This window comes from Rhodococcus pseudokoreensis (assembly GCF_017068395.1).
GTDB classification, from domain to species: Bacteria; Actinomycetota; Actinomycetes; order Mycobacteriales; family Mycobacteriaceae; genus Rhodococcus_F; species Rhodococcus_F pseudokoreensis.
Genome location: NZ_CP070619.1, coordinates 6,817,253 through 6,837,976 on the forward strand (window position 1 = coordinate 6,817,253; position 20,724 = coordinate 6,837,976).

Consider the following 20,724-nt stretch of genomic DNA (forward strand, 5'->3'; position numbering starts at 1 on the left):
ATGTCCACCTACTTCCAGCCCCGGAAATACGCGGCGACGGACTTCGCGTCGACCACCGCAACCGACGAAGCCCTGCCCGTCGTCGTCGTGGGCGCAGGCCCGGTCGGCATGGGCGTGGCGCTCGGCCTCGCGCAGCGCGGCATCCCCGTCACCGTGCTCGAGGCCGCCGACCAGGTGTCGTTCGGCAGCCGCGCCATCTGTATCTCCCGGCACAGCCTCGAGGTGGCGGCCCGGCTCGGGTTCGGGCCGGCACTCGAGAAGATCGTGCTCCCCTGGGTGGGTGGCCGCAGCTTCTACCGCGACGAAGAGGTGCTGCACTTCGAGATGGCGCACGGCGAGCACGACGTCCGCGGACCCATGGTCAACGTGTCGCAGTCCGAGATCGAGCAGATCATGACCGACACCCTGCTCGCGCACCCGCTGATCACGTTCCACTGGTCGTCGAGCGTCGCCGGGGTCCTGCGGTCGGACGAGGACGTGACCCTCGACGTCGACACCGCGTTCGGTGTCCGCCGGCTCCGCGCACGGTGGGTCGTCGCCGCCGACGGCGGTCGCAGCCGGATGCGGGAATTGGCGGGAATCCGCTTGCAGGGAAACAGCTATGAGGGCAGCTACGTCATCGCCGACATCCATTGGGAATCGGCGCTGCCCGCCGAGCGGATGGTGTGGTTCGACCCGCCGAGCAACCCCGGATCGACGATCATCATGCATCGGCAGCCCCGCGACATCTGGCGCATCGACTACCAACTCGACAGTGCCGACGACGCCGAACTCGAGACGCAGGAAGACCGCATCCGCGACCGGATCACGCGGCACCTCGACTGGCTCGAGAACGACGTGCCGTGGACCCTCGAATGGCACGGCTTCTACCGTGCGCACGCGCTCGCGCTGGACGACTTCACGCACGGCCGGATCCTGTTCGCCGGCGACGCCGCCCACCTGGTTCCGATCTTCGGCGTCCGCGGGCTGAACTCCGGCATGGAGGACGCCGAAACCCTCGCCTGGACCCTGGCCGCCGTCGTCAACGGAACGGCGGACCGCGCACTCCTGCAGGCATATTCGTCCGAGCGGCGCGACGCCTGGCAGCAGAACGTCGACAACGCGGGCAAGTCGACGCTCATCATGTCGCCCGGCAGCCACGGTTACCGCACCACCCGCGACGCCGTGCTGGCGCTGGCCACGACCCGTCCGGAGTTCGGTCACCTCATCAACCCGCGGCAGTCGAGTGCCACGCACGCGCACCTGTCGCCGCTCACCTGGCCGGTGGCCGAGGGGACGACCGGTGTGCTGCCCGGGGATCCGATGGAGGACCGCCGCGTTCGGGTCGTCACCGCCGGGGGACCGGTGGAGTCTTCGCTGAACCGCGTCCGCGGAACGGGTTTCGCGGTGCTGGGCATCGGCGTCGACGCCGCCGGTGCCGACGTCGTCGCCGCCCACGCCGCCGCGATGTCGATGGCGCTGGCGCCGGAGTCGGTGCGCGCGGTCGTCGTCCCGGCGCAGGGTGTGGCGGTGGACGCGGCGGACGACCTGACGGTCCTCGACGATCCCGACGGTGCGCTGGCGCAGGCCCTCGGCGCGTCCGCGGGGGAATGCTTCGTGATTCGTCCGGACGGGCTCGTCCTGTGCCGGATCCGGGACCTGTCGCTGCTCGGCGACGTGCCCGCGCACCTGCGAGCGGCGACCGCCCCCGTGCTCGGTGTCGTCCCCGCGCACACGGAGACGACTGCGACGCCGGGGGAACTGCTGCGCGAGAACGTGTGGACGGGGCTGTCGGAGGCGCTGGACCAGGCGGAGGACTCGGACCGCGAGGGATTCCTGACCCGGCTCGCGTTGCTGCTCGGATCGCAGTCGGGCAGGCGGGAGTTCGAGGAAGCGCTCGCCGCCGCCTCCCACGTGAGTGGGAAAGTGTGCTCCGGCACGCCACGGCACTCACATGTGGGCGCTTAGCCTGGGGGCATGGCGCACGCACAGTTCCTGAACTCACCGAAGACCTTCGTCGTCGACGCCCTCCGCGGGACCGTCGCCACCACCGGCGACCTCGAATGGCATCCGGAACCGGGCTATCTCACCCGCCGGGAGCCGTTGCCGTCCGGGCGGGTCGCGTTGCTGTCCGGCGGTGGGTCCGGGCACGAACCGCTGCACGCCGGATTCGTCGGCCGGGGCATGCTCACCGGAGCCTGCCCCGGCCTGATCTTCAGCTCGCCCAACGCGCTGCAGGTGCGGGCCGCCACCCGGGCCGTCGACGCCGGTGGCGGAGTCGTGCACATCGTGAAGAACTACACCGGCGACGTCCTCAACTTCCGCATCGCCGGCGACCTGGCGGCGGAGGACGGCATCACGGTCGAGCACGTGCTCGTCGACGACGACGTCGCGTCCGAACGGGAGGACGGACCCGGACGTCGCGGCACCGCGGCCACGATCGCGGTCGAGAAGATCTGCGGCGCTTCGGCCGAACGCGGAGACGACCTCGCCACCGTCGCGGAATTCGGGCGACGCACGGCCCGGAACTCGCGCAGCATGGCGGTGGCACTGCGAGCGTGCACCGTGCCCGGGTCGGACTCGCCGTCGTTCGACCTGCCGGAGGGGCAGATCGAACTCGGGATCGGCATCCACGGCGAACGCGGAACCGAACGGGTCGACGCGCTGCCCGCCACGGAACTCGTCCGCCGGCTCACCGACCCCGTGCTGGACTCGCTCGGCGTGCAGCGGGGCGATCCGGTGATCGCGATCGTCAACGGCCTCGGCGCGGCCCATCCGCTGGAGTTGCAACTGCTGTTCGGTGAACTCGCCGACCATCTCGCAGACCGGGGTGTGGTGATCCGACGCTCGCTGGTCGGCAGCTTCGTCACCGCCCTCGACATGGACGGCGCGTCCATCACGCTGGTGCGCTGCGACGACGAACTCCTCGACCTGTGGGACGCACCGACCGCCGCACCGGGATGGCCGAACGCCCCGGCCGGTGAATTCCGTGGTGTCGCAGACCGATCCGCGGTGCAGTTCCGGTCGGACGTCGCCTCCCGCGAGGACGAATCGGAGGTGCCCGGCACGGCCGGTGCCCTGGGCCGGGCAGCGGTGGGGGCCTGGATCGGCGCGTTCGTGGAGAAGGTGCTCGCCGAGGAGCCGAACCTCACCGACCTCGACCGCCGCGCGGGCGACGGCGACTTCGGCACCAACATGGTGGCCGCACTCGACCACGTCGACGCCGCGGGGATCCGCGACCGGTACTCCCCGGCGACGGTGTTCGAGTCACTGTCCGACGCCTACCTCGGTCACGCGGGCGGCACGTCGGGCGCGCTGTTCGGGGTCTGGTTCCGGCAGTTCTACCGGGTGGCCGCCGACGCATCGCAGGGGCTGGACTCGACGGCGATCGCCGCCGCCGCACGGGCGGGCCTCGACACGATTCAGGAACTCGGCGGGGCGCAACCCGGGGACAAGACGATGATCGACGCCATCGACCCCGCGGTCGCAGCCCTCGAATCAGCCGCCGAACAGGGCAAGAATCCGGCCGACGCCCTGGCCGAGGCCGCGGACGCCGCCGCCCGCGGCGCCGAGGCGACCGCAGGTATCACCGCGCGGCGCGGCCGGGCCAGCTACGTCGGCGAGGCGGCGCGAGGCGTCGTGGACCCTGGAGCCCTCGTGCTGTCCTGGTTCTTCGCCGAGGCCGCGGAAGCAGCCCGCAGCACCGGGTAGTCACCGCATGCGGGGCACGGCACGTAGGGTGAGGAGGAGAACGCCGAGTCGTGCTGCGCAATCCCGTCGCCACACCTCTCCCGACCTGCGTACGGGACGCAGAATCACGGACGGACAAATAGACAGTGGAAGACACCGCCAGCCGGGGAATCCAGGCCTTCATCGCCGATGTCGTGGAACGGGGTGGCAAGGCGGTCCGGCTCACCCACTCGCGGCGCAACCCCGTCCAGGTGTGGGGTGACGACGGCACGAGTTGCATCGTGCGGGTGCGTTCCAAACTCAGCGGCGACTGGCAGGCCCGCAAACAGGACGAGTCGCTCGACGACGACGACACCGGCTCACAATTCTGGGTGTTCGTGGACCTTGCGAGTTCGCCGGAGGAGTTCTTCGTCGTGCCCTCGTCCGAGGTCGCCGACGACATCCGCGCCGAGGTGGACCTGTGGATGATGGACACACCCGGTCGCACGCGGACGGGGCATCACGCGATTCCGCTGAGCCGGGTCGCGCACGGCCGCGGGCGCTGGGATCTGCTCGGCCTCGCCGGTGAGAAGGACCCCAGCCGCTACAGCGACGCGCAGCGCGCCACGACGGCGGCCACGTTGCGGGCCGACGCCGCCGCCCGCGCCTCCGCCAGGAAGAAGCCGGCAAAAGCGACCGCAGCGCTGGAGGAACTGGTCGATACCCGGCTCGAGGTGGTCGCCGACTTCGAGGGATATCGGTTGGTCGGACGGTTCGATTCCGGCACCGGGACGCTGGAGATCACCCGCGGTCCGATGCAGGGCCGCCGGTTCCCGGATCCCACGACCGCGGCGACCGCCGTTGCCAGTCACATCAGCGGCGACGTCGAGACCCGCGACGGGTGGGAATTCTGGCGCACTGAACAGGGCGAGCGAATTACTCTGGGGCAGAACAGTATCCGATAGTTCCCCGAAACTCGTTCGGCGCGCGGCGGTTGAGAATACCCTGAGGTGGGTATCGCAGACATGATCCGCCGTGCCCCGGCGGGAGTGGCCACGGCCGATGGGAGCTCATCATGCGAATCGTCGACGGCGCACAGTAGCTGCCGTGGGACTCGGTCGATACCTCTCCGCTGCCGCGTCCCTGCCGGTGCGCGGCGCCGGCATCGGACTCGGGGTGGCGTCCTACGGCGGCGCCGTCGCAGCCGATCTGGTGGCGACCACCGCACGGACCGCGACCCAGATCGCCACCGAGGTGCTGGGCGGAACCCCGGCCCGCCCCACGAGTTCCGGACAGGGCCGCGCCTGGATCGAGGTCCGCGGACTGGACGGACCGCGCGGCGCCGACGTGGCCGCGACCGTTCTCGACGCAGTCCGGGCGACCGCCGGTGTGGACGGGGCCGAACTGAACCGCGCGCTGTCCCGGCTGGTGGTGACGGTCGGCGACCACGGACCGTCGGTGGCCGCGCTGTGCGCGGTGGTCGCGCACGCGGAGGATGCCAGCCGACCGCTCGCTCGCGGGGCCGTCCGGGACCGGCCCAGGGAACTGCCGGGTGACGACGTCGCACTCGCCGAACGGGCTCTCGCACTGGCCGCGGCGACGACGGGCCTCGTCGCGGCCGCCGGCGTCCGGCTGCTTCCGATGCCCAGCCTGCCGGCGGCGGTGCCGGCCGCGGCGGTGACGTTCGTCAACTATCAGCCGCGACTGCGCGGCATGGTCGAGGACCGGCTCGGGCCGGACGCCGCCGAACTGCTGCTCGCCACCGCCCAGGCGGTCGGCGACGTGCTGCGGCGCGCACCGGCGTCTCTCGCCGTCGACGTGGCGCTGCGGTCGGCGATCACGGCCGAGGCGTGGTCGGGCCGCCGGGTGTGGCACCGTCGCGAACCCGAACTGGCCCGCGACCCCGCGGACGAATCGGACAGTCGCCCCCGCGAGCGCGGCATGTCCGGGCCCGTCGAACGGGACGTCGACCGGGCCGCGATCGCGCAGTTCGCAGGGGCAACGGCGTTGGGGGTCGCGACCCGCAGTGTCGCGGGCGCCGCGGACGCGGCCCTGGTCGCCGCGCCGAAGGCGGCCCGCACCGCACGGGAGGCCTTCGCCGCGACGCTGGGCCGCGGACTCGCCGACCGCCACTCCGTGTTGGTGCTGCGACCCGCCGCACTGCGCCGCCTCGACCGGGTCGACGCGGTGGTCGTCGACCCCGCGGTGCTGCACACGGCGGAGTTGCGGGTGAGCGGACTCCGTTCCGTTCGGGACGCCGACCGGACGAGGGTGTGGGAGGCCGCGCGGTCCGCCGTCGAGGCCGGTGCGCTCGGGGTGGGCTGGCACGCGCTCGCCGACCTGTCGGGCGATTTCGCCTCCGCAGACGTGGACGAGGATTCCGCCGTGCTCGTGACACAAGCCCACCACGCGAACGCGGCGGCCGTGCTCGCGCAGGCCCGCACGTCGGGCGCCCAGGTGATCTCGGTGAACGTGGACGGACTCGGCGGACTCCGCTCGGCTTTCGACGACCTGCTCCCGTCGAGCGGATCGCCGGACGCGGACCTCCGCGACGCCGTCGCGCAGTTGCAGGCGAACGGCGCGACGGTCGTGGTGGTGGCCGGCCGGGCGCCGCACGCCCTGTCCGCGGCCGACGTCGGGATCGGAGTTCTCGTCGACGACGCCCCGCCGCCGTGGTGTGCGGACCTGCTGGTCGACGATCTCGTCGGGGTCTGGCGGGTGCTGCGGTCGCTGCCCGACGCCCGGACGGCGAGCCGGCGCGGAGTCGAGATCGCGACGGCGGCGTCGATGCTCGGCGCGCTCGTGATGCTGCCGGGAGTGCGCGGCCGCGGACCCGGGCCCGTCACGGTCGGCGCGGCGGCAGGACTGTGGACGGGACATTCCCTCGCGCGCAGTGTGCTGCGTGCCGAAATTCCCCCGGCCGCCGCGGTTCACGCCTGGCACGAGATGCCGGCGACGGAGGTGCGCCGTCTGCTGCCCGTGCACGAAGGCGAGAGCACTGTCACGCCCCGCCGCCGCTCGGTGCGTCTGGTGCTGACCCCGGTGGAGGCGATCGGGCGGCTCACCGCGTGGCCGGTCGGCCTGGCCTGGGACTTCGGCCGGGCGATGCGCACGGAACTCTCGGATCCGCTGACCCCCGTCCTCGCCACCGGATCGGCGGCCAGCGCGCTGCTGGGGTCGCCGATCGACGCGGTGCTCGTGGGATCGGTGCTCGCGGGGAACGCCGCGCTGTCGGCCGTGCAACGCCTGCACGCGGAACGACTGCTGGACAGGCTGCTGGCGGCGGGGGATCCGCCCGCGCACCGCGTCGCCGGATCCCCGAACAGCCGGGTGACGGAGGGCGTTGAGGCGTCGCGGTTGCGTCCGGGCGACGTGATCGAGATCTGCCCCGGCGAGGTGGTGCCCGCCGACGGCAGGCTCGTCGAGGCCGCCGGAGTCGAGGTCGACGAATCCTCGCTCACCGGGGAATCGCTGCCGGTGAGCAAGCAGACGTCGCCGACGCCTGGCGCCCCGATCGGCGAACGTGCCTGCATGGTGTTCGCGGGAACCACGATCCTCACGGGCACGGCGACGGCGATCGTCACCGCGGTCGGTGACGCGACGGAAGCGGGACGTGCCGGCGCGATCACACCGGCGAGTGCGTCGCACGTGGGTCTGCAGGCGCAGCTCAGGAGCCTCACCGACCGGGTGCTGCCCGTCAGCGTCGGGGGCGGGGCGCTGGTGACCGCCGTCGGATTCCTGCGCGGCACCGGACTGCGGCAGGCCGTCACCAGTGGTGTCGCCGTCGCGGTGGCCGCGGTTCCGGAGGGGCTGCCGCTCGTCGCGACCCTGGCGCAGCAGGCCGCCGCGCGCAGACTGACCCGGTCGGGCGCGCTGGTGCGAGCGCCGCGGTCCGTCGAGGCGCTCGGCCGCGTCGACGTGGTGTGCTTCGACAAGACCGGAACCCTGAGCGAGAACCGACTGAGGGTGGTCTCCACCGTCTCGCGACCCGGGTTCGATCGCGAGTACGTGCTCGGGTGCGCGGGCCGCAGCGCCGTGACCCCCGACGGCAGTCCGGCCGCGCACGCCACCGACGTCGCGATCGCCGACGCGGCAGCGGACCTGCTGCCACCGGAGGACGAGCACCGCAGCTATCTTCCGTTCCGATCCGGACGGCCCTACTCCGCCTCGCTGTCGGGGACGCACCTGTCGTTGAAGGGTGCACCGGAGGTCGTGATCGCCGCCTGCACCGGAATCGACGCCGACGACGTCCACGACACCGTCCTCGGCATGGCCGCGGACGGGCTGCGCGTCATCGCCGTCGCCCGCCGGACCGTCACGAAATTCCAGTCGCGTCGCGCGGCCGACGACGCCGATGTCCTCGACGACCTGTGCGGCGGCGGGCTGCAACTCGTCGGACTGCTCGGGCTGGCCGACACCCCGCGCCCCGAGGCGGCCGGGCTGCTCCCCGACCTGGAACGCCTGCGGGTCGGGGTCCGGCTGATCACCGGCGACCATCCCGTCACGGCCACCGCCATCACGCGGGAGCTGGGACTGCCCGTGTCGTCGGAGCAGGTGATCAGCGGCCCCGACTGGGACACCCTGTCGCACCGGGGGCAGGAGAAGGCCGTCGAGAAGTGCGTCGTGTTCGCCCGGATGACGCCCGAACACAAGGTGCAGATCGTGCAGACCCTCGAACGTGCCGGTCACGTCTGCGCGATGGTCGGCGACGGCGCCAACGACGCCGCCGCGATCCGGGCCGCGAGTGTGGGGATCGGTGTCAGCTCGCGCGGCAGCGACCCCGCCCGCAGTGCCGCCGACGTGGTGCTCCTCGACGGCCGCGTCGACGCGCTGCGCGACGCCCTCGACGAAGGCCGCCAGCTGTGGCGGCGGGTGCAGGCCGGAGTGTCGGTGCTGCTCGGCGGGAACGCCGGGGAGGTGGCGTTCGCTCTGATCGGCAGCGCGATCGCCGGACGGTCGCCGCTCACCGCGCGTCAGCTTCTGCTGGTGAACGTGCTGACCGATGCCCTGCCGGCGGCCGCGCTCGCGGTGAGCCCGCCCAACGAACAGACCCGGGGAGAGGGCCGCGGACCGGACAGTGCCGCGCTGTGGCGTACGGTCGCGATCCGCGGCGCCGCCACCGCGGCAGGCGCGACGACGGCGTGGGCGCTGGCGAGCGTGACCGGCAGGCAACGCCGGGCGTCGACGGTCGGGCTGGTCGCGCTGGTCGGAACGCAGTTGGGGCAGACGCTGATCGATTCGCGCAGCCCGCTCGTCGTCCTCACCGCGGGCGGGTCACTCGCCGCGCTCACCGTGATGGTCAGTACGCCCGGAGTCAGTCAGCTCCTGGGATGCACCCCGCTCGGACCGGTCGGATGGGCCCAGGCGCTGGGATGCGCGGGTGCCGCGACCGCAGCAGCCGCGTTCGCGCCGGCACTCCTGGAAAAGCTTGTGGGCGATCAGTCGACGATCTCGATCACGCCCGCCCGCAGCAGCACGGCGTACACCTCCCGGAGCGGTGGGGTGAGCACCCGGGTGACCACCCCGGTCAACGGGTCCCCGGCACCGGAGAAGACACCGGCGGCGGTCTGGGCGACGGCACTCAGCACACCCGACACGGTCCACGGTCAAGGTGGCTGACCGGAAAACGGCACGCACAAGGGAGACGAACCATGGCCCAACGAACGTCGGAGGCGCAGTCGCACGGCGACGCCGTCCAGCGGGTGCAGGAGGCCCACAGCTTCGCGGTGCAGCTACCGATCCTCGGCAGGGTGCCGCTGCCTCGCCCTGAGCAGCTGGCATTCTTCGCGGCGATCGGCCTGCTCGCCGCCGTCGAAATCATCGAATGGCCGGTTGCGCTGACCATCGCAGCAGGACATGTGCTGATCACCGATCAGCACAACCGGGCCGTCCAGGAGATCGGGGAGGCGCTGGAAGGCGTGTGACGCGGGGTCCGGATCAGGCGGGCGGGCACGCCGGTGACGTCAGCTGCGCGATCGCCACGATCGAGCAGGCCGTCGCCTTCGACAGCTTCCACGTCCCGTTCTCGCCGGGCACGAAGATGGCGGGCAGGGTGTTCTGCTGCACCTGGCCGTTGATCGTCAACTGCAGTTGCGCGCTGGCACTGCCGTCGCCGTTGTCGATCACCGGGTCCAGCACCTGCACCTGCGCACCCGCCTGCTGAGCGGCGGCGGCGACCTGGTTGAACAGGTTCGGATCCTGCTCCGAACCCTCCACCATGGCGATCTTCTCCTCGAGGGGAGTGGCCGGGTCGAGGCCCTTCGCCAGCAGGGCGTTGAGGTCGGCGGCCGTCGGCAGAACGAGGTCATCCGTCGTTTCGGCCGCTGCGGTGGTAGTGGACGTGGTGGTCCCGCCCGAGCCGGACGACTCGTCGGAACCACAGGCGGACATCGTGAGGGCTGCGGCGATCGCTACCGCGGCAACCGTGATCTTGCGGATCGTCAACTCAGTTACCTCTTCGTATCTCGGTGCGCAGGTCGTTCGGTCTCACATCGAGTCTGAAGGTTTGCGGAGCGTCGCGCCGACGAAGCCAGAGAATTCTCAGACTTCGGCCGAAATCAGGCCGCCGTGCCGAACGCGCCGCGGTACGGAGTGGCGTGACTCCACTGCAGGGCCGCAGCGGTGACGTCGGTCGCGGGAAGGTCGTCGTGATGGGTCTGGATGAACGCGATCAACGCGCGGGCGGTGCGGGCGAGGGCAACCTTGTGCTGCCGGGACGTCTCCGCGAGTTCGGTGAACGCGTCGTTCTCGGAGCAGCCGCGGAAGGCGATGAGGATGCCGACCGCGATGTCGACCGCCGTGCGGGTGGAGTAGCTGGGCGTCGTCATGAATGTTCTCCCAACCTGCGTCGGAACGGGTACCACTCCATCTTCCCGCACCGCGTACGACGTCGGAAGAGTTCGAATCGCCCGGTGTATTAGTCGTCCGAGTTCTTCACCGAGGTTTTCCCTTACGGTAGGGGCATGGCTACCGTCTGGACGATCCCGATCGACATCACTTCTCGCTGGCTCGACAATGCCGAGGTCCAGACCTTCCTCGCGTCCAACGACCTGGACAACGCGTCCCCCGACCCGAAGGTGCGGTTCGCGCAGTTCGCGGACGTCACGAAGTCCCTGGAACGGCACATCGGGCACACCTTCTCCTCCGTGCAGGGCGCCGCCACCGCGCTCTTCGACGGCATCGACGGCGGTACTCCCGTCGCGTTGAAACTGGCGGCGCTGCGCCTGATCCTGAAAGAGGTGTATCAGACCCGCCATGCGCCGCAGCCGTTCCCGAAACGGGTGGGTGAGGAACTCGGCACCTACGTGTACGCGCTCCTCGACCCACGCAACAGGTTGGTGTTCTACGTCGGCGCCGGCCGAGGCACCCGGGTGTACGGCTACGTGTGGGAGGCGCTGGCCGAGAACGAGCACCGGCAGACGCTCGAGGATCCGGAGACCGACGGCGCCGAGGTGAAAGCCGCGACGATCGCCCGCATCCGGGAGATCTACGACTCCGGTCACGAGGTCGAGCACTACATCGTGGCGCACCGCATTTCCGACACCGGTGGCGTCGCCGACGCGGTGCGCAACGGGGTGGTGGGAGCGCTGGGGCTAGTCGAGGGTTCCGCGCTCGGCAACCTCGCCGGCGGTGCGGGCGAGCATCGTGCGGTGCCCGTCGACGACCTCGTGTTGCAGTACGCAGCAGAACCGGTGCCGAATCTGCCGACCCCGTGCGTCGTCCTCGAGGTGCCCGCCGCGTCCCGGCGGGGCGTGACGTCGGAAGAGGTGTACGAACTGTCCCGCGGCGCGTGGGCGGCGGGCGCCGCCGTCCGCAACACCGACGACATCCCGGTGATCGTGTTCGCGGACAACATCGTTCGCGCCGCGTACCGGGCCAGGTCCTGGTCGTCGGTGGCACGACCCGGTGACGCGGCGCTGTGGCGGTTCACGGGCGAGTCCGACACCGAACTGGAGAGCCGATTCGTGAACAAGCGGATCGTCCCCGCCAAGGTCGGCCTGAAGAAGTGGCCCACCCACGGCTGGGTCCCGCACCTCACGCAGGCCCGCCCCGGCCGCTGACGTGAGCGGCAAAGCGTGCCCCGGCATACTTTGCCGCTCACCTGCGGAGTGGCCTCCCGAGTCGGTGGGGTGTGGTAAGTCTGAGCCGACCGGAGTTGGGGAGCGAAGGGAGGCCACGTGCTCGTACTGCATCGCGCCGAGCGTTCCACCACCCTCGCGTCGGCTCTCGGCGACGTGCTCGCGACCCCGCTGTCCGATCCGTTCGCCCGTGAGGTCGTCGCCGTCCCGGCGAAGGGTGTGGAGCGCTGGCTCACGCAGCGACTCTCGACCGCGCTCGGCGCCCGGCCCGGCGTCGGCGACGGGGTGGCCGCGAACATCGACTTCCCGTCACCCACCAGGCTCGTGGACGAGTGCCTCGCCGCCGCCACCGGAGTGTCCGCCGACGACGACCCGTGGCATCCGTCCCGGGTGCTGTGGGCGCTGCTCGGTGTCGTCGACGACTGCCTCGGCGAATCCTGGTGCGCGGTCCTCGCGAAACACCTCGGGCACGGCCGCCCCGACGGCGACGACCACCGGCCCGGCAGGCGTTACGCCACCGCGTCGCACCTGACCGAACTGTTCCGCAGTTACGCCGCGCAGCGGCCCGCGATGCTGGTCGACTGGGCGGCGGACCGGGACACCGATGGTGCGGGCGGCCCGCTCGACGACGACCTGCTGTGGCAGGCCGAATTGTGGCGGCGGCTGCGTGCGAGGATCGGCGGCCCCGCGCCCGCCGAGCGCCTCGACTCCGCCTGCGCGCGGCTGCGCGAGGAACCGGACCTCGTCGAACTCCCCGGCCGGCTGTCGCTGTTCGGTCCGACCCGCCTCGCGACCGATCAGATCGCGGTGCTCGCTGCATTGGCCGTCAATCGCGATGTGCACCTGTGGCTTCCGCATCCGAGTCCCGCACTGTGGTCGTCGTTGTCGACGGCGGAGAAAGTGCTCGCGCGCGCCGACGACCACACCGCCCTGTCCGTCGCCCACCCGCTGCTGTCGAGCCTGGCGCGGGACGTGCGCGAACTCGAGTCGAGACTGACCCGCCTCGACGTCGACGACCGCCACCACGCGGGACCCCCACCGCCCGACTCCCTGCTGGGGTGCCTGCAGGCCGACGTCCGGGACGACCGGGCGCCGGTGCGCGCCGAGTGCACCGCCGACGCGTCCGTGCAGGTCCACGCGTGCCACGGGCCTGCCCGTCAGGTGGAGGTCCTGCGCGAATGCCTCCTGCATCTCTTCGAGGACGATCCGACTCTCGAACCGCGCGACGTGCTCGTCATGTGCCCCGACGTCGAGTCGTACGCGCCGCTGATCCGGGCCGCGTTCGGGCAGGACGTGCTGGGGCATCCCGGTCACCGTCTGCGGGTCCGGCTCGCGGATCGGGCCCTGCACCAGACCAATCCGGTGCTCGCCGTGGTGTCGAGTCTCCTCGAACTCGCCGACGCGAGGGTGACGGCCAGTCAGATTCTGGACCTGTCGGCGGCCGCGCCGGTGCGCGGGCGGTTCCGGTTCGGCGACGACGACCTCGAACGGATCCGGGAGTGGGCGTCCGCGACGGGCGCCCGCTGGGGAATCGGACCGCGACAGCGCGCGGCGTTCGGTCTCGGCGACTTCCCGCAGAACACGTTCACCACCGCACTCGACCGCATCCTGCTCGGCGCGGCGGCCGACGAGTCGGAAGGCGAATGGCTCGCCCTGGCACTTCCGCTCGACGACGTCGACAGCAACGACATCGACCTCACCGGGAGGCTGGCCGAGTTCGTCGACCGCCTCGACGTCGCGTTGCGCGGGCTGGCCGGGCCGCAGTCGGTCGCGGACTGGTCGAGAGCGCTCACCCGGGCGCTGGACCTGCTCGTCGACGTCGCCGCCGCCGACACGTGGCAATTGGCGCAGGCCAGAAGGGAACTGGGGGCGGCGACGGAGCACGGCGGCGACACGGTCCTGCGACTGTCGGACGTACGCGCCATGCTCGCCACCCGGCTCGCGGGACGTCCCACCCGCGCGAACTTCCGCACCGGGGAGCTGACGGTGTGCACCATGGTGCCGATGCGGTCGGTGCCGCACCGCGTCGTCGTCCTCCTCGGCCTCGACGACGAAGTGTTCCCGCGGGGCGTGAGTGTGGACGGCGACGACGTGCTGGCCCGCAATCCTCTGCTCGGCGAACGTGATCCGCGGAGCGAGGACCGGCAGTTGCTGCTCGACGCCGTCATGTCCGCCAGTGAGAAGCTCCTGCTGTTCTACACGGGCGCCGACCCCGTCACCGGTATGTCGCGGCCTCCGGCGATCCCGCTGTCCGAACTGCTCGACGCGGTGGCGGCCACCGTGGGGAGCGATGCCCTGCCCGGCATCGTGACTCGGCATCCGTTGCAGCCGTTCGACGCCCGCAACTTCGGGCCCGAGCACCCGTTCAGTTTCGACCGGGCGGCGCTGGCCGGTGCCCGCGCCGCGCAGCACCCGCCCGAACCGGTACCCGCGTTCCTGCCGGCGCCGCTGGTGCCGCCGAAGTTGGAGGACGTCGATCTCGCCGAACTCGTCGCGTTCCTGGTGCACCCGACGCAGGCGTTCCTGCGGCAACGGCTCGGGTTGCGGGTCCCCGACGTGGACGAGGACCTCGCCGACGCACTGGACATGGCGCCCGATCCGCTCGCCCGCTGGGACCTCGGCCAGAGGATGCTCGTCGCGCGACTGTCGGGAATCGAACAGGCCGACTTCCGCGCCGCCGAGTGGCGCCGGGGTACGTTACCGCCGTACAAGTTGGGGGAGGCGGTGCTCGGCGACATCGAGCACGCGGTCGAGTCGCTCGTCGCGGTCAGCGGGTCCGTGCATGTCGGGCGCGCGGAGACCGTCGACGTCGATGTCGATCTCGGCAACGGACGGCGCCTCACCGGGACCGTGGGGGGTGTGCACGGATCGGTGATCGCGAGCACCACGTATTCGAGGTTGGGGCCGAAACACCGCCTCACCGCCTGGGCCCAGTTGCTGGCGGTCGCGGCCTCTCATCGCAACGGCGACACCGACTGGACGGCCGTGACGACCGGCCGCGGCTCGTACAGTCGCCCGGCGTGGCGCTCGACGCTGACGGCACCGGAGGACGCGCGGGAGGAACTGGTGCGACTGGTCGAACTGCGTGATCTCGGGTTGCATACGCCGTTGCCGATCGCCACGGGCGCGTCGGCGGCCTACGCCGAGCGACGGCACGGCGGCAGCAGCACGGAGGACGCGATCGAGGCGGCCCGGAAGGAATGGAGCAGCGATTTCGGTGACGCACGCGACCGCCACATCACGTACGTGTACGGGTCCTCGCCCGGTATCGACGTCCTCGGCGACGCGGTGACGATCGAGAACTACGCCCGGCAACTGTGGGCGCCGCTGCTCGCCGCCGAGACGGTGGCGCAGCCGTGACCGGCGCGCGGGGCTTCGACCTGCTCGGTCCGCTGCCGGAGGGCACGACGGTGCTCGAGGCGAGCGCCGGTACCGGCAAGACGTACGCGATCGTCAGGCTCGCCGCCCGCTTCGTCGCCGAGGGACGTGTCGACCTGTCGCAGTTGTTGCTGGTGACGTTCAGCCGCGCGGCGACGCAGGAGCTGCGGGAACGCACTCGTGAGCGATTCGGTTCCGCCGCAGCCGCATTGGCCGACCCCGCGGCGGCCCGGGTGAGCGCGGACCACGTGATCCGGCACCTCGCCGAGGCCGACGCCGACGAGGTGACGCTGCGCCGCCGGCGCCTGCTGCAGGCACTGTCGGACTTCGACGCCGCCACCATCGTCACCACCCACAGCTTCTGCCAGCGCATGCTCGACGGACTCGGGATCGCGGGCGAACGCGACCCCGACACGGTGCTCGTCGAGGCCGCCGACGACCTCACCACGGAGGTGATCGCCGACCTGTACCTCCGGGCGTACAGTCGCGCCGACTCCGCCCCGATCACGCCGGCGGAGGCCACCGCCGCGGCCCGCGCCGCCATCTTCGACCCGCAGGCCGTGCTCGCCCCGGAGGATGCGCGGGGCACCCCGGCCGGAGATCGGGTGGCGTTCGCCGAGGCGGTCCGCGCCGAAGTCGAGCGCCGCAAACGCGCGGTGGGTTTGCGTGACTTCGACGATCTCCCGATGCTCCTCCACCGCGTCCTCAGCGATCCCGAGCACGGTGCGGCGGCCTGCAGGCGGGTCCGCGAACGCTACAGTGTCGTGCTCGTCGACGAGTTCCAGGACACCGACCCCCTGCAATGGGACATCCTGCGCCGCACATTCCACGGCAGCGGAACGCTGGTGCTCGTCGGCGATCCGAAGCAGGCGATCTACGCGTTCCGCGGGGCCGAGGTGCTCAGCTATCTGGACGCGGTGCGCTCCGCCGACCGGCACCAGGAATTGACCACCAACTGGCGCAGCGATCAGGAACTCCTCGACGGCCTCGAATACCTGCACGGCGGCGCCGCACTCGGGCATCCCGAGATCGTCGTGCACCGCGTCGACGGCGCGCGGCCGAAGTCGCGCCTGACGGGTGCCGTGCCGCTGCGACTGCGGTACCTGCCGCGGACCGGCGCCGGGCCACTCAACAAGTCGGGATACCCGGCGGTGGGGGCGCTCCGGAAGAAGATCGCCGCCGACCTCGCCGCCGACATCGTGGCCCTCCTCGACGGCGGCGCGACACTCGACGTCGGCGCGACACTCGACGTCGGGGGAACCGTCCGACTCGTCGAGCCCGGCGACATCGCGGTCCTGGTGCGCACCAACGCGCAGATCACCCTGGTCCACGACGCCCTCGACCGGGCCGGGGTGCCGTCCGTGCTCGCCGGCGGGGCCAGCGTCTTCACCACTCCCGCTGCGCAGCACTGGCTCTGGCTCCTGCAGGCCATCGAGCAGCCGCACCGTTCCGACCGGGTGCGGCTGGCCGCGCTCACCCCGCTGCTCGGCCACACGGCCGAAGCACTCGACGCCCGCGGCGACGATATCGTCGCGGAGGTCGGCGGGCAGCTCCGGGAGCTCGGCTCGGTGTTCGCGAAGTCCGGTTTCGCAGCGCTGTTCGAACGACTGTCCGCGGTAGGCGCGCTGGAGGCGAGACTGCTCCGGGTGGCGGCGGGCGAGCGGGCGCTGACCGATCTCCGGCACGTGGCGCAGTTGCTCAACGGTGCCGCCGTCGAGCAGTCGCTCGGCCTGACGGCGGTCACCCGCTGGCTCACCGAACGCATGAAGGATCCGACGTCGGGCGGGGTGGACCGCAGCCGGCGGCTCGACAGCGACGCCGCGGCAGTGCAGATCGCGACCGTCCACGCCAGCAAGGGCCTCGAATTCCCGCTCGTCTACCTGCCGTACGCATGGGACGCCGCCACGATCTCGAAACCCAGCAAACTGCTTCTGCACGACGACGACGGGCGACGCGTCCTCGACGTCGGCGGCCCCGGCAGCCCCGGCTACGCCGACCGCAGGAACCGGCACGACGCGGAAGAGGCGGGGGAGGAGTTGCGGCTGCTGTACGTCGCGGTCACCCGGGCGATGTGCGGGCTCGTGATGTGGTGGGCGCCGGCGTTCACGACGGCAGGCGCGCCGCTGCACCGGATGATCCTGGGCCGGCCGCCGGGGCAGCGGGAGGTCCCGCAGAAGGTCGCCGTCCCCGAGGATCCGATTGTCGCGGAACGGTTGTCGGCCTGGGGCACGGCGGCACCGGAGACGGTGACCGTCGAGGCGGTGGGTTCCGAATCCATCCCGCGGGTCGACTGGACACCTCAGCGTGATCCCAGCGGCGACCTCGAGGCCGCGCGGTTCCGTCGGCTGCTGGACACGCGGTGGCGTCGCACGTCGTATTCGGCGTTGACGGCGTCCGCACACGACGCGCCCGCCGTCGGCAGCGAAGCGGAGGTCGAGGAGAAGACGGACGAGCCGGACGAACCGCCGCTGCACGCGCCGGGCGACGTCACCACGGGACTGCCGTCGACGATGAACGAACTGCCGGGCGGCGCGACATTCGGCACGCTCGTGCACGCCGTCTTCGAGATCGTCGACACCGCGGCACCCGATCTGGACGACGAAGTCCTGCGGTGCTGCCGCGACGTGATCGCGTCGACCCTGTCGGACGTCGATCCGGCCCAGCTCGCCACGGCACTGGTGCCGGTGCTGCGCACTCCGCTCGGCGCGGGGGCACTCGCCGACCTGGCACCCGCAGACCTGTTGGCGGAACTCGACTTCGAACTGCCCCTCGCCGGCGGCGACACGCCGTCGCTCACCGTGATGCTCGACGGCATCGGCAGACTGCTGCGCACCCACCTTCCCGACGACGACCCACTCCGGTCGTACGCCGACGCCGTGCAGACACTCGAACCGACCCCGCTGCGCGGATACCTCACCGGCAGCATCGACGCGGTGCTGCGACTGCCCGGACCGCGGTACGTCGTGGTCGACTACAAGACCAACCGTCTCGCGCAGGGCGACCTGACCACCGCGCACTACACCCGCGAGAGGATGGCCGCTGAAATGCTGCGGGCGCACTATCCACTGCAGGCCCTGCTGTATTCCGTTGCACTGCATCGCTACCTGCGGTGGCGGCAGCCGGACTACGATCCGGCGGTGCACCTCGGCGGTGTGCAGTACCTGTTCGTCCGCGGGATGGTCGGGCCCGGCACGCCACCGGGTTGCGGAGTCTTCGACTGGGCGCCGCCCGCCGCGCTGATCACCGAGCTGTCCGATCTGCTGTCCGGGTCGGCCTCCACGCAGGCGGCGGCCCGGTGACCGGGGTGGAGGTGGCGCAGCGTGGCAAGGGGATGCTGCGGATCTTCAACGAGGCCGGAGTGCTGGCCGCGGCGGATGTGCACGTCGCGCTGCGGTTGTCGGCGCTCGGCGGCGAATCCTCGGAGGACGTCGTGCTGGCGACGGCGCTGGCGGTGCGCGCGGTCCGGTCCGGCTCGGTGTGCCTGGACCTGACGCGGTTCCGGGAGGTCACCGTCGACGAGGAATCCGAGATCGATCTCGATGCCCTCCCCTGGCCGGACGACGATACCGTGGTCGCGGCACTGCGCCGGAGCCCGCTGGTCACGGGTGGTTCCAGGGGGCCACTGCGACCGCTGCGGCTCGTCGACACGGCCGAGGGCGGGCTGCTCTACCTCGACCGGTACTTCCGGCAGGAGGCGACCATCCGGCGGGTTCTCGACCAGCGCGCCGTCGGGTATCCCCCCGTCGACGAGCAGTCGCTGCGGGACGGGCTGGACGCGTTGTTCCGCGACCAGCACGACGACACGGCACCGGCCCCGTCACCGGATCGGCAACGGATCGCGGCGGCGGTCGCGGCCACCCAGTGGACGTCGGTCGTGGTCGGCGGACCTGGAACGGGCAAGACCCACACCGTCGCCCGGGTACTGGCGTTGCTGACGAGGCAGCCGGGACCGCGCCGGCGTATCGCGCTGGCGGCACCCACCGGGAAGGCCGCGGCGCGGTTGCAGGACTCGGTGCGCGAACAGGCCGACGCACTCGGGTTGCCGCCCGAACTGAAAGCGATGACACTGCATCGGCTGCTGGGCTGGCAGCGTGGACGTGGCAGCCGCTTCCGCTACAACGCGAACAACCACCTGCCCTACGACGTGATCGTGGTCGACGAGACGTCGATGGTGTCGCTGACGATGATGTGCCGACTCCTCGAGGCCGTCCGCCCCGACACCCAATTGGTGCTCGTCGGGGATCCGGATCAGCTGACGTCCGTCGACGCGGGCGCGGTCCTCGCCGATCTCGTGGCGCGGCCGGTGTCGGGCACCGAGAATCCGGTGCTCGCCAGGATCGTCGGCGACGACCTCGACGCCGCCGACGACCCGCTCGAGGCCGCCCTGAGTGCGGGGGAACGGGACAGATTGCGGGGCGGCGTGATCCGGCTCAGCCGCGGGCGGCGCTTCGGCGGAGCCATCGCCGAGCTTGCCGTCGCGGTGCGGGAAGGCGAGCCGGACGAGGTCGTGGAGATCCTGTCGCGCGGTGCCCCCGAGGTGTCGTTCCACGGACCCGAAGATCTGGACGCACTACGGGCGGACGTGGTGGCGACGGCTGCCGCGGTGACGGATTCCGCGGAATCCGGTGATGCCGCTGCTGCACTGCAGCATTCGGAGAAGCACCGGCTGTTGTGCGCGCACCGGGAAGGTCCGTACGGGGTACAGCGGTGGGCGCGGCAGGCGATGGAGTGGATCGGGGAGTCGACAGGGCAGCGACTGGACCCGGATCGCTGGTACCCGGGTCAGCCGCTGATGGTGACCGCCAATGATCACGAAACGAAAATCTACAACGGCGACACCGGGGTGATCGTGCGTCGGGACGACGACGAACTGTTCGCCGCGTTCGTGCGCGGCAGCGAACCGTTCCTGTTGCATCCGACGCACCTGTCCGCGGTGCAGACCGTGTACGCGATGACGATTCACCGCAGTCAGGGCAGCCAGTACGACACGGTGACCGTGGTGCTGCCCGGCGCGGCGTCGTCGCTGCTGACCCGAGAATTGCTGTACACCGCGATCACCCGGGCGCGAAAGCACGTGCGGATCATCGGGACCGAGGATGCGGTGCGGGCGGGAGTGCAACGCCGGGTGCTGCGAGCGAGTGGGTTGCGGAGGGCGATTCCGTAGCCCGGCCCCGCACGGACGAGATCACGACGGCGAGGGTCGCCGACAGGAACACGACTTGCAGGAGAGTGCGGGGGAGCAGCGCTTCGAACGGTCCCGTCGACAGTCCTTCCACGGCGGCGTACACGTTCGCCGGGAACATCAGGATCAGCAGGGCGGTGAGGCACCCGGCCGCCCACGGGGCGGTGCGCCGGATCAGCAGTCCCGCGGCGCCGGCCAGTTCGAGTAGACCGGTCAGGGTCACCAGCAGCCCCGGGTTCGGCAGCGACGGCGGAACCATGGCGACGAGTTCCGCACGCAGCCCGAAGAAGTGGGCCATCCCGGTCAGTGTGAACATCGCGGCGAGTCCACCCCGCAGGGCGACGGGCCACGGCCGGAACCGGCTCACACCGGCCGCGCCCGCGGCGAGCAGTGCCAGGGTGACGGCGACGAGGGCGATCAAGGGTTCCATGTCAGTCT

At 71.5% G+C, this 20,724-nt stretch carries 12 protein-coding genes; 9 read left to right on the top strand and 3 right to left on the bottom strand.

The genetic code is table 11. The annotated features are described in order from the left end of the window. From JWS13_RS36350 to JWS13_RS36370, 5 genes are all read left to right on the top strand, one after another. A complete protein-coding gene (locus tag JWS13_RS36350) occupies positions 1-1,947 on the top strand; it encodes an FAD-dependent monooxygenase (RefSeq protein WP_206010174.1) in 1,947 nt (648 codons plus the stop codon). Between the two features lie 9 nt (positions 1,948-1,956). Further along, on the top strand, positions 1,957-3,690 hold the full coding sequence (gene dhaL, locus JWS13_RS36355; RefSeq protein WP_206010175.1) for a dihydroxyacetone kinase subunit DhaL: 1,734 nt from the start codon (positions 1,957-1,959) through the stop codon (positions 3,688-3,690). A gap of 125 nt (positions 3,691-3,815) precedes the next feature. Continuing rightward, positions 3,816-4,613, top strand: coding sequence for a hypothetical protein (locus JWS13_RS36360; RefSeq protein WP_206010176.1), 798 nt, complete (start codon positions 3,816-3,818; stop codon positions 4,611-4,613). Between the two features lie 142 nt (positions 4,614-4,755). Continuing rightward, the gene (locus tag JWS13_RS46635; protein WP_206010177.1) at positions 4,756-9,267 is read left to right on the top strand and encodes a cation-translocating P-type ATPase; all 4,512 of its coding nucleotides are present in this window, start codon (positions 4,756-4,758) and stop codon (positions 9,265-9,267) included. 32 nt (positions 9,268-9,299) lie between these two features. Then, positions 9,300-9,572 carry a hypothetical protein gene (locus JWS13_RS36370; RefSeq protein ID WP_087557150.1) on the top strand — a complete coding sequence of 91 codons (273 nt, stop codon included), beginning with the start codon at positions 9,300-9,302 and terminating at the stop codon, positions 9,570-9,572. A 13-nt stretch (positions 9,573-9,585) separates the two neighbouring features. Here the strand turns inward: JWS13_RS36370 and JWS13_RS36375 are convergent, their stop codons facing one another. Then, a complete protein-coding gene (locus JWS13_RS36375) occupies positions 9,586-10,092 on the bottom strand; it encodes a WKL family lipoprotein (RefSeq protein ID WP_206010178.1) in 507 nt (168 codons plus the stop codon). Positions 10,093-10,205: 113 nt separating this feature from the next. Further along, positions 10,206-10,475: an ANTAR domain-containing protein gene (locus JWS13_RS36380; RefSeq protein ID WP_124389839.1), complete on the bottom strand. Its 270-nt coding sequence runs from the start codon at positions 10,473-10,475 to the stop codon at positions 10,206-10,208. A 135-nt stretch (positions 10,476-10,610) separates the two neighbouring features. On the opposite strand from JWS13_RS36380, the gene JWS13_RS36385 reads away from it, so the two are divergent. The 4 genes from JWS13_RS36385 (at position 10,611) to recD (ending at position 20,268) form a co-directional block, all read left to right on the top strand. Continuing rightward, entirely contained in the window at positions 10,611-11,708 is a 1,098-nt protein-coding gene (locus JWS13_RS36385) for a GIY-YIG nuclease family protein (protein WP_206010179.1), read from the top strand. Positions 11,709-11,825: 117 nt separating this feature from the next. After that, entirely contained in the window at positions 11,826-15,086 is a 3,261-nt protein-coding gene (gene recC, locus JWS13_RS36390) for an exodeoxyribonuclease V subunit gamma (protein ID WP_206010180.1), read from the top strand. After that, positions 15,044-18,403 (top strand): UvrD-helicase domain-containing protein, encoded by a 3,360-nt coding sequence (locus JWS13_RS36395; protein WP_206010181.1) that lies wholly within the window; start codon positions 15,044-15,046, stop codon positions 18,401-18,403. The genes recC and JWS13_RS36395 overlap by 43 nt, the downstream gene beginning before the upstream one ends. After that, the gene (gene recD / locus JWS13_RS36400; protein ID WP_206010182.1) at positions 18,400-20,268 is read left to right on the top strand and encodes an exodeoxyribonuclease V subunit alpha; all 1,869 of its coding nucleotides are present in this window, start codon (positions 18,400-18,402) and stop codon (positions 20,266-20,268) included. The genes JWS13_RS36395 and recD overlap by 4 nt, the downstream gene beginning before the upstream one ends. Here the strand turns inward: recD and JWS13_RS36405 are convergent. After that, a complete protein-coding gene (locus JWS13_RS36405) occupies positions 20,186-20,716 on the bottom strand; it encodes a DoxX family protein (RefSeq protein ID WP_206010183.1) in 531 nt (176 codons plus the stop codon). The genes recD and JWS13_RS36405 overlap by 83 nt on opposite strands. Between the last annotated feature and the right edge of the window lie 8 nt (positions 20,717-20,724).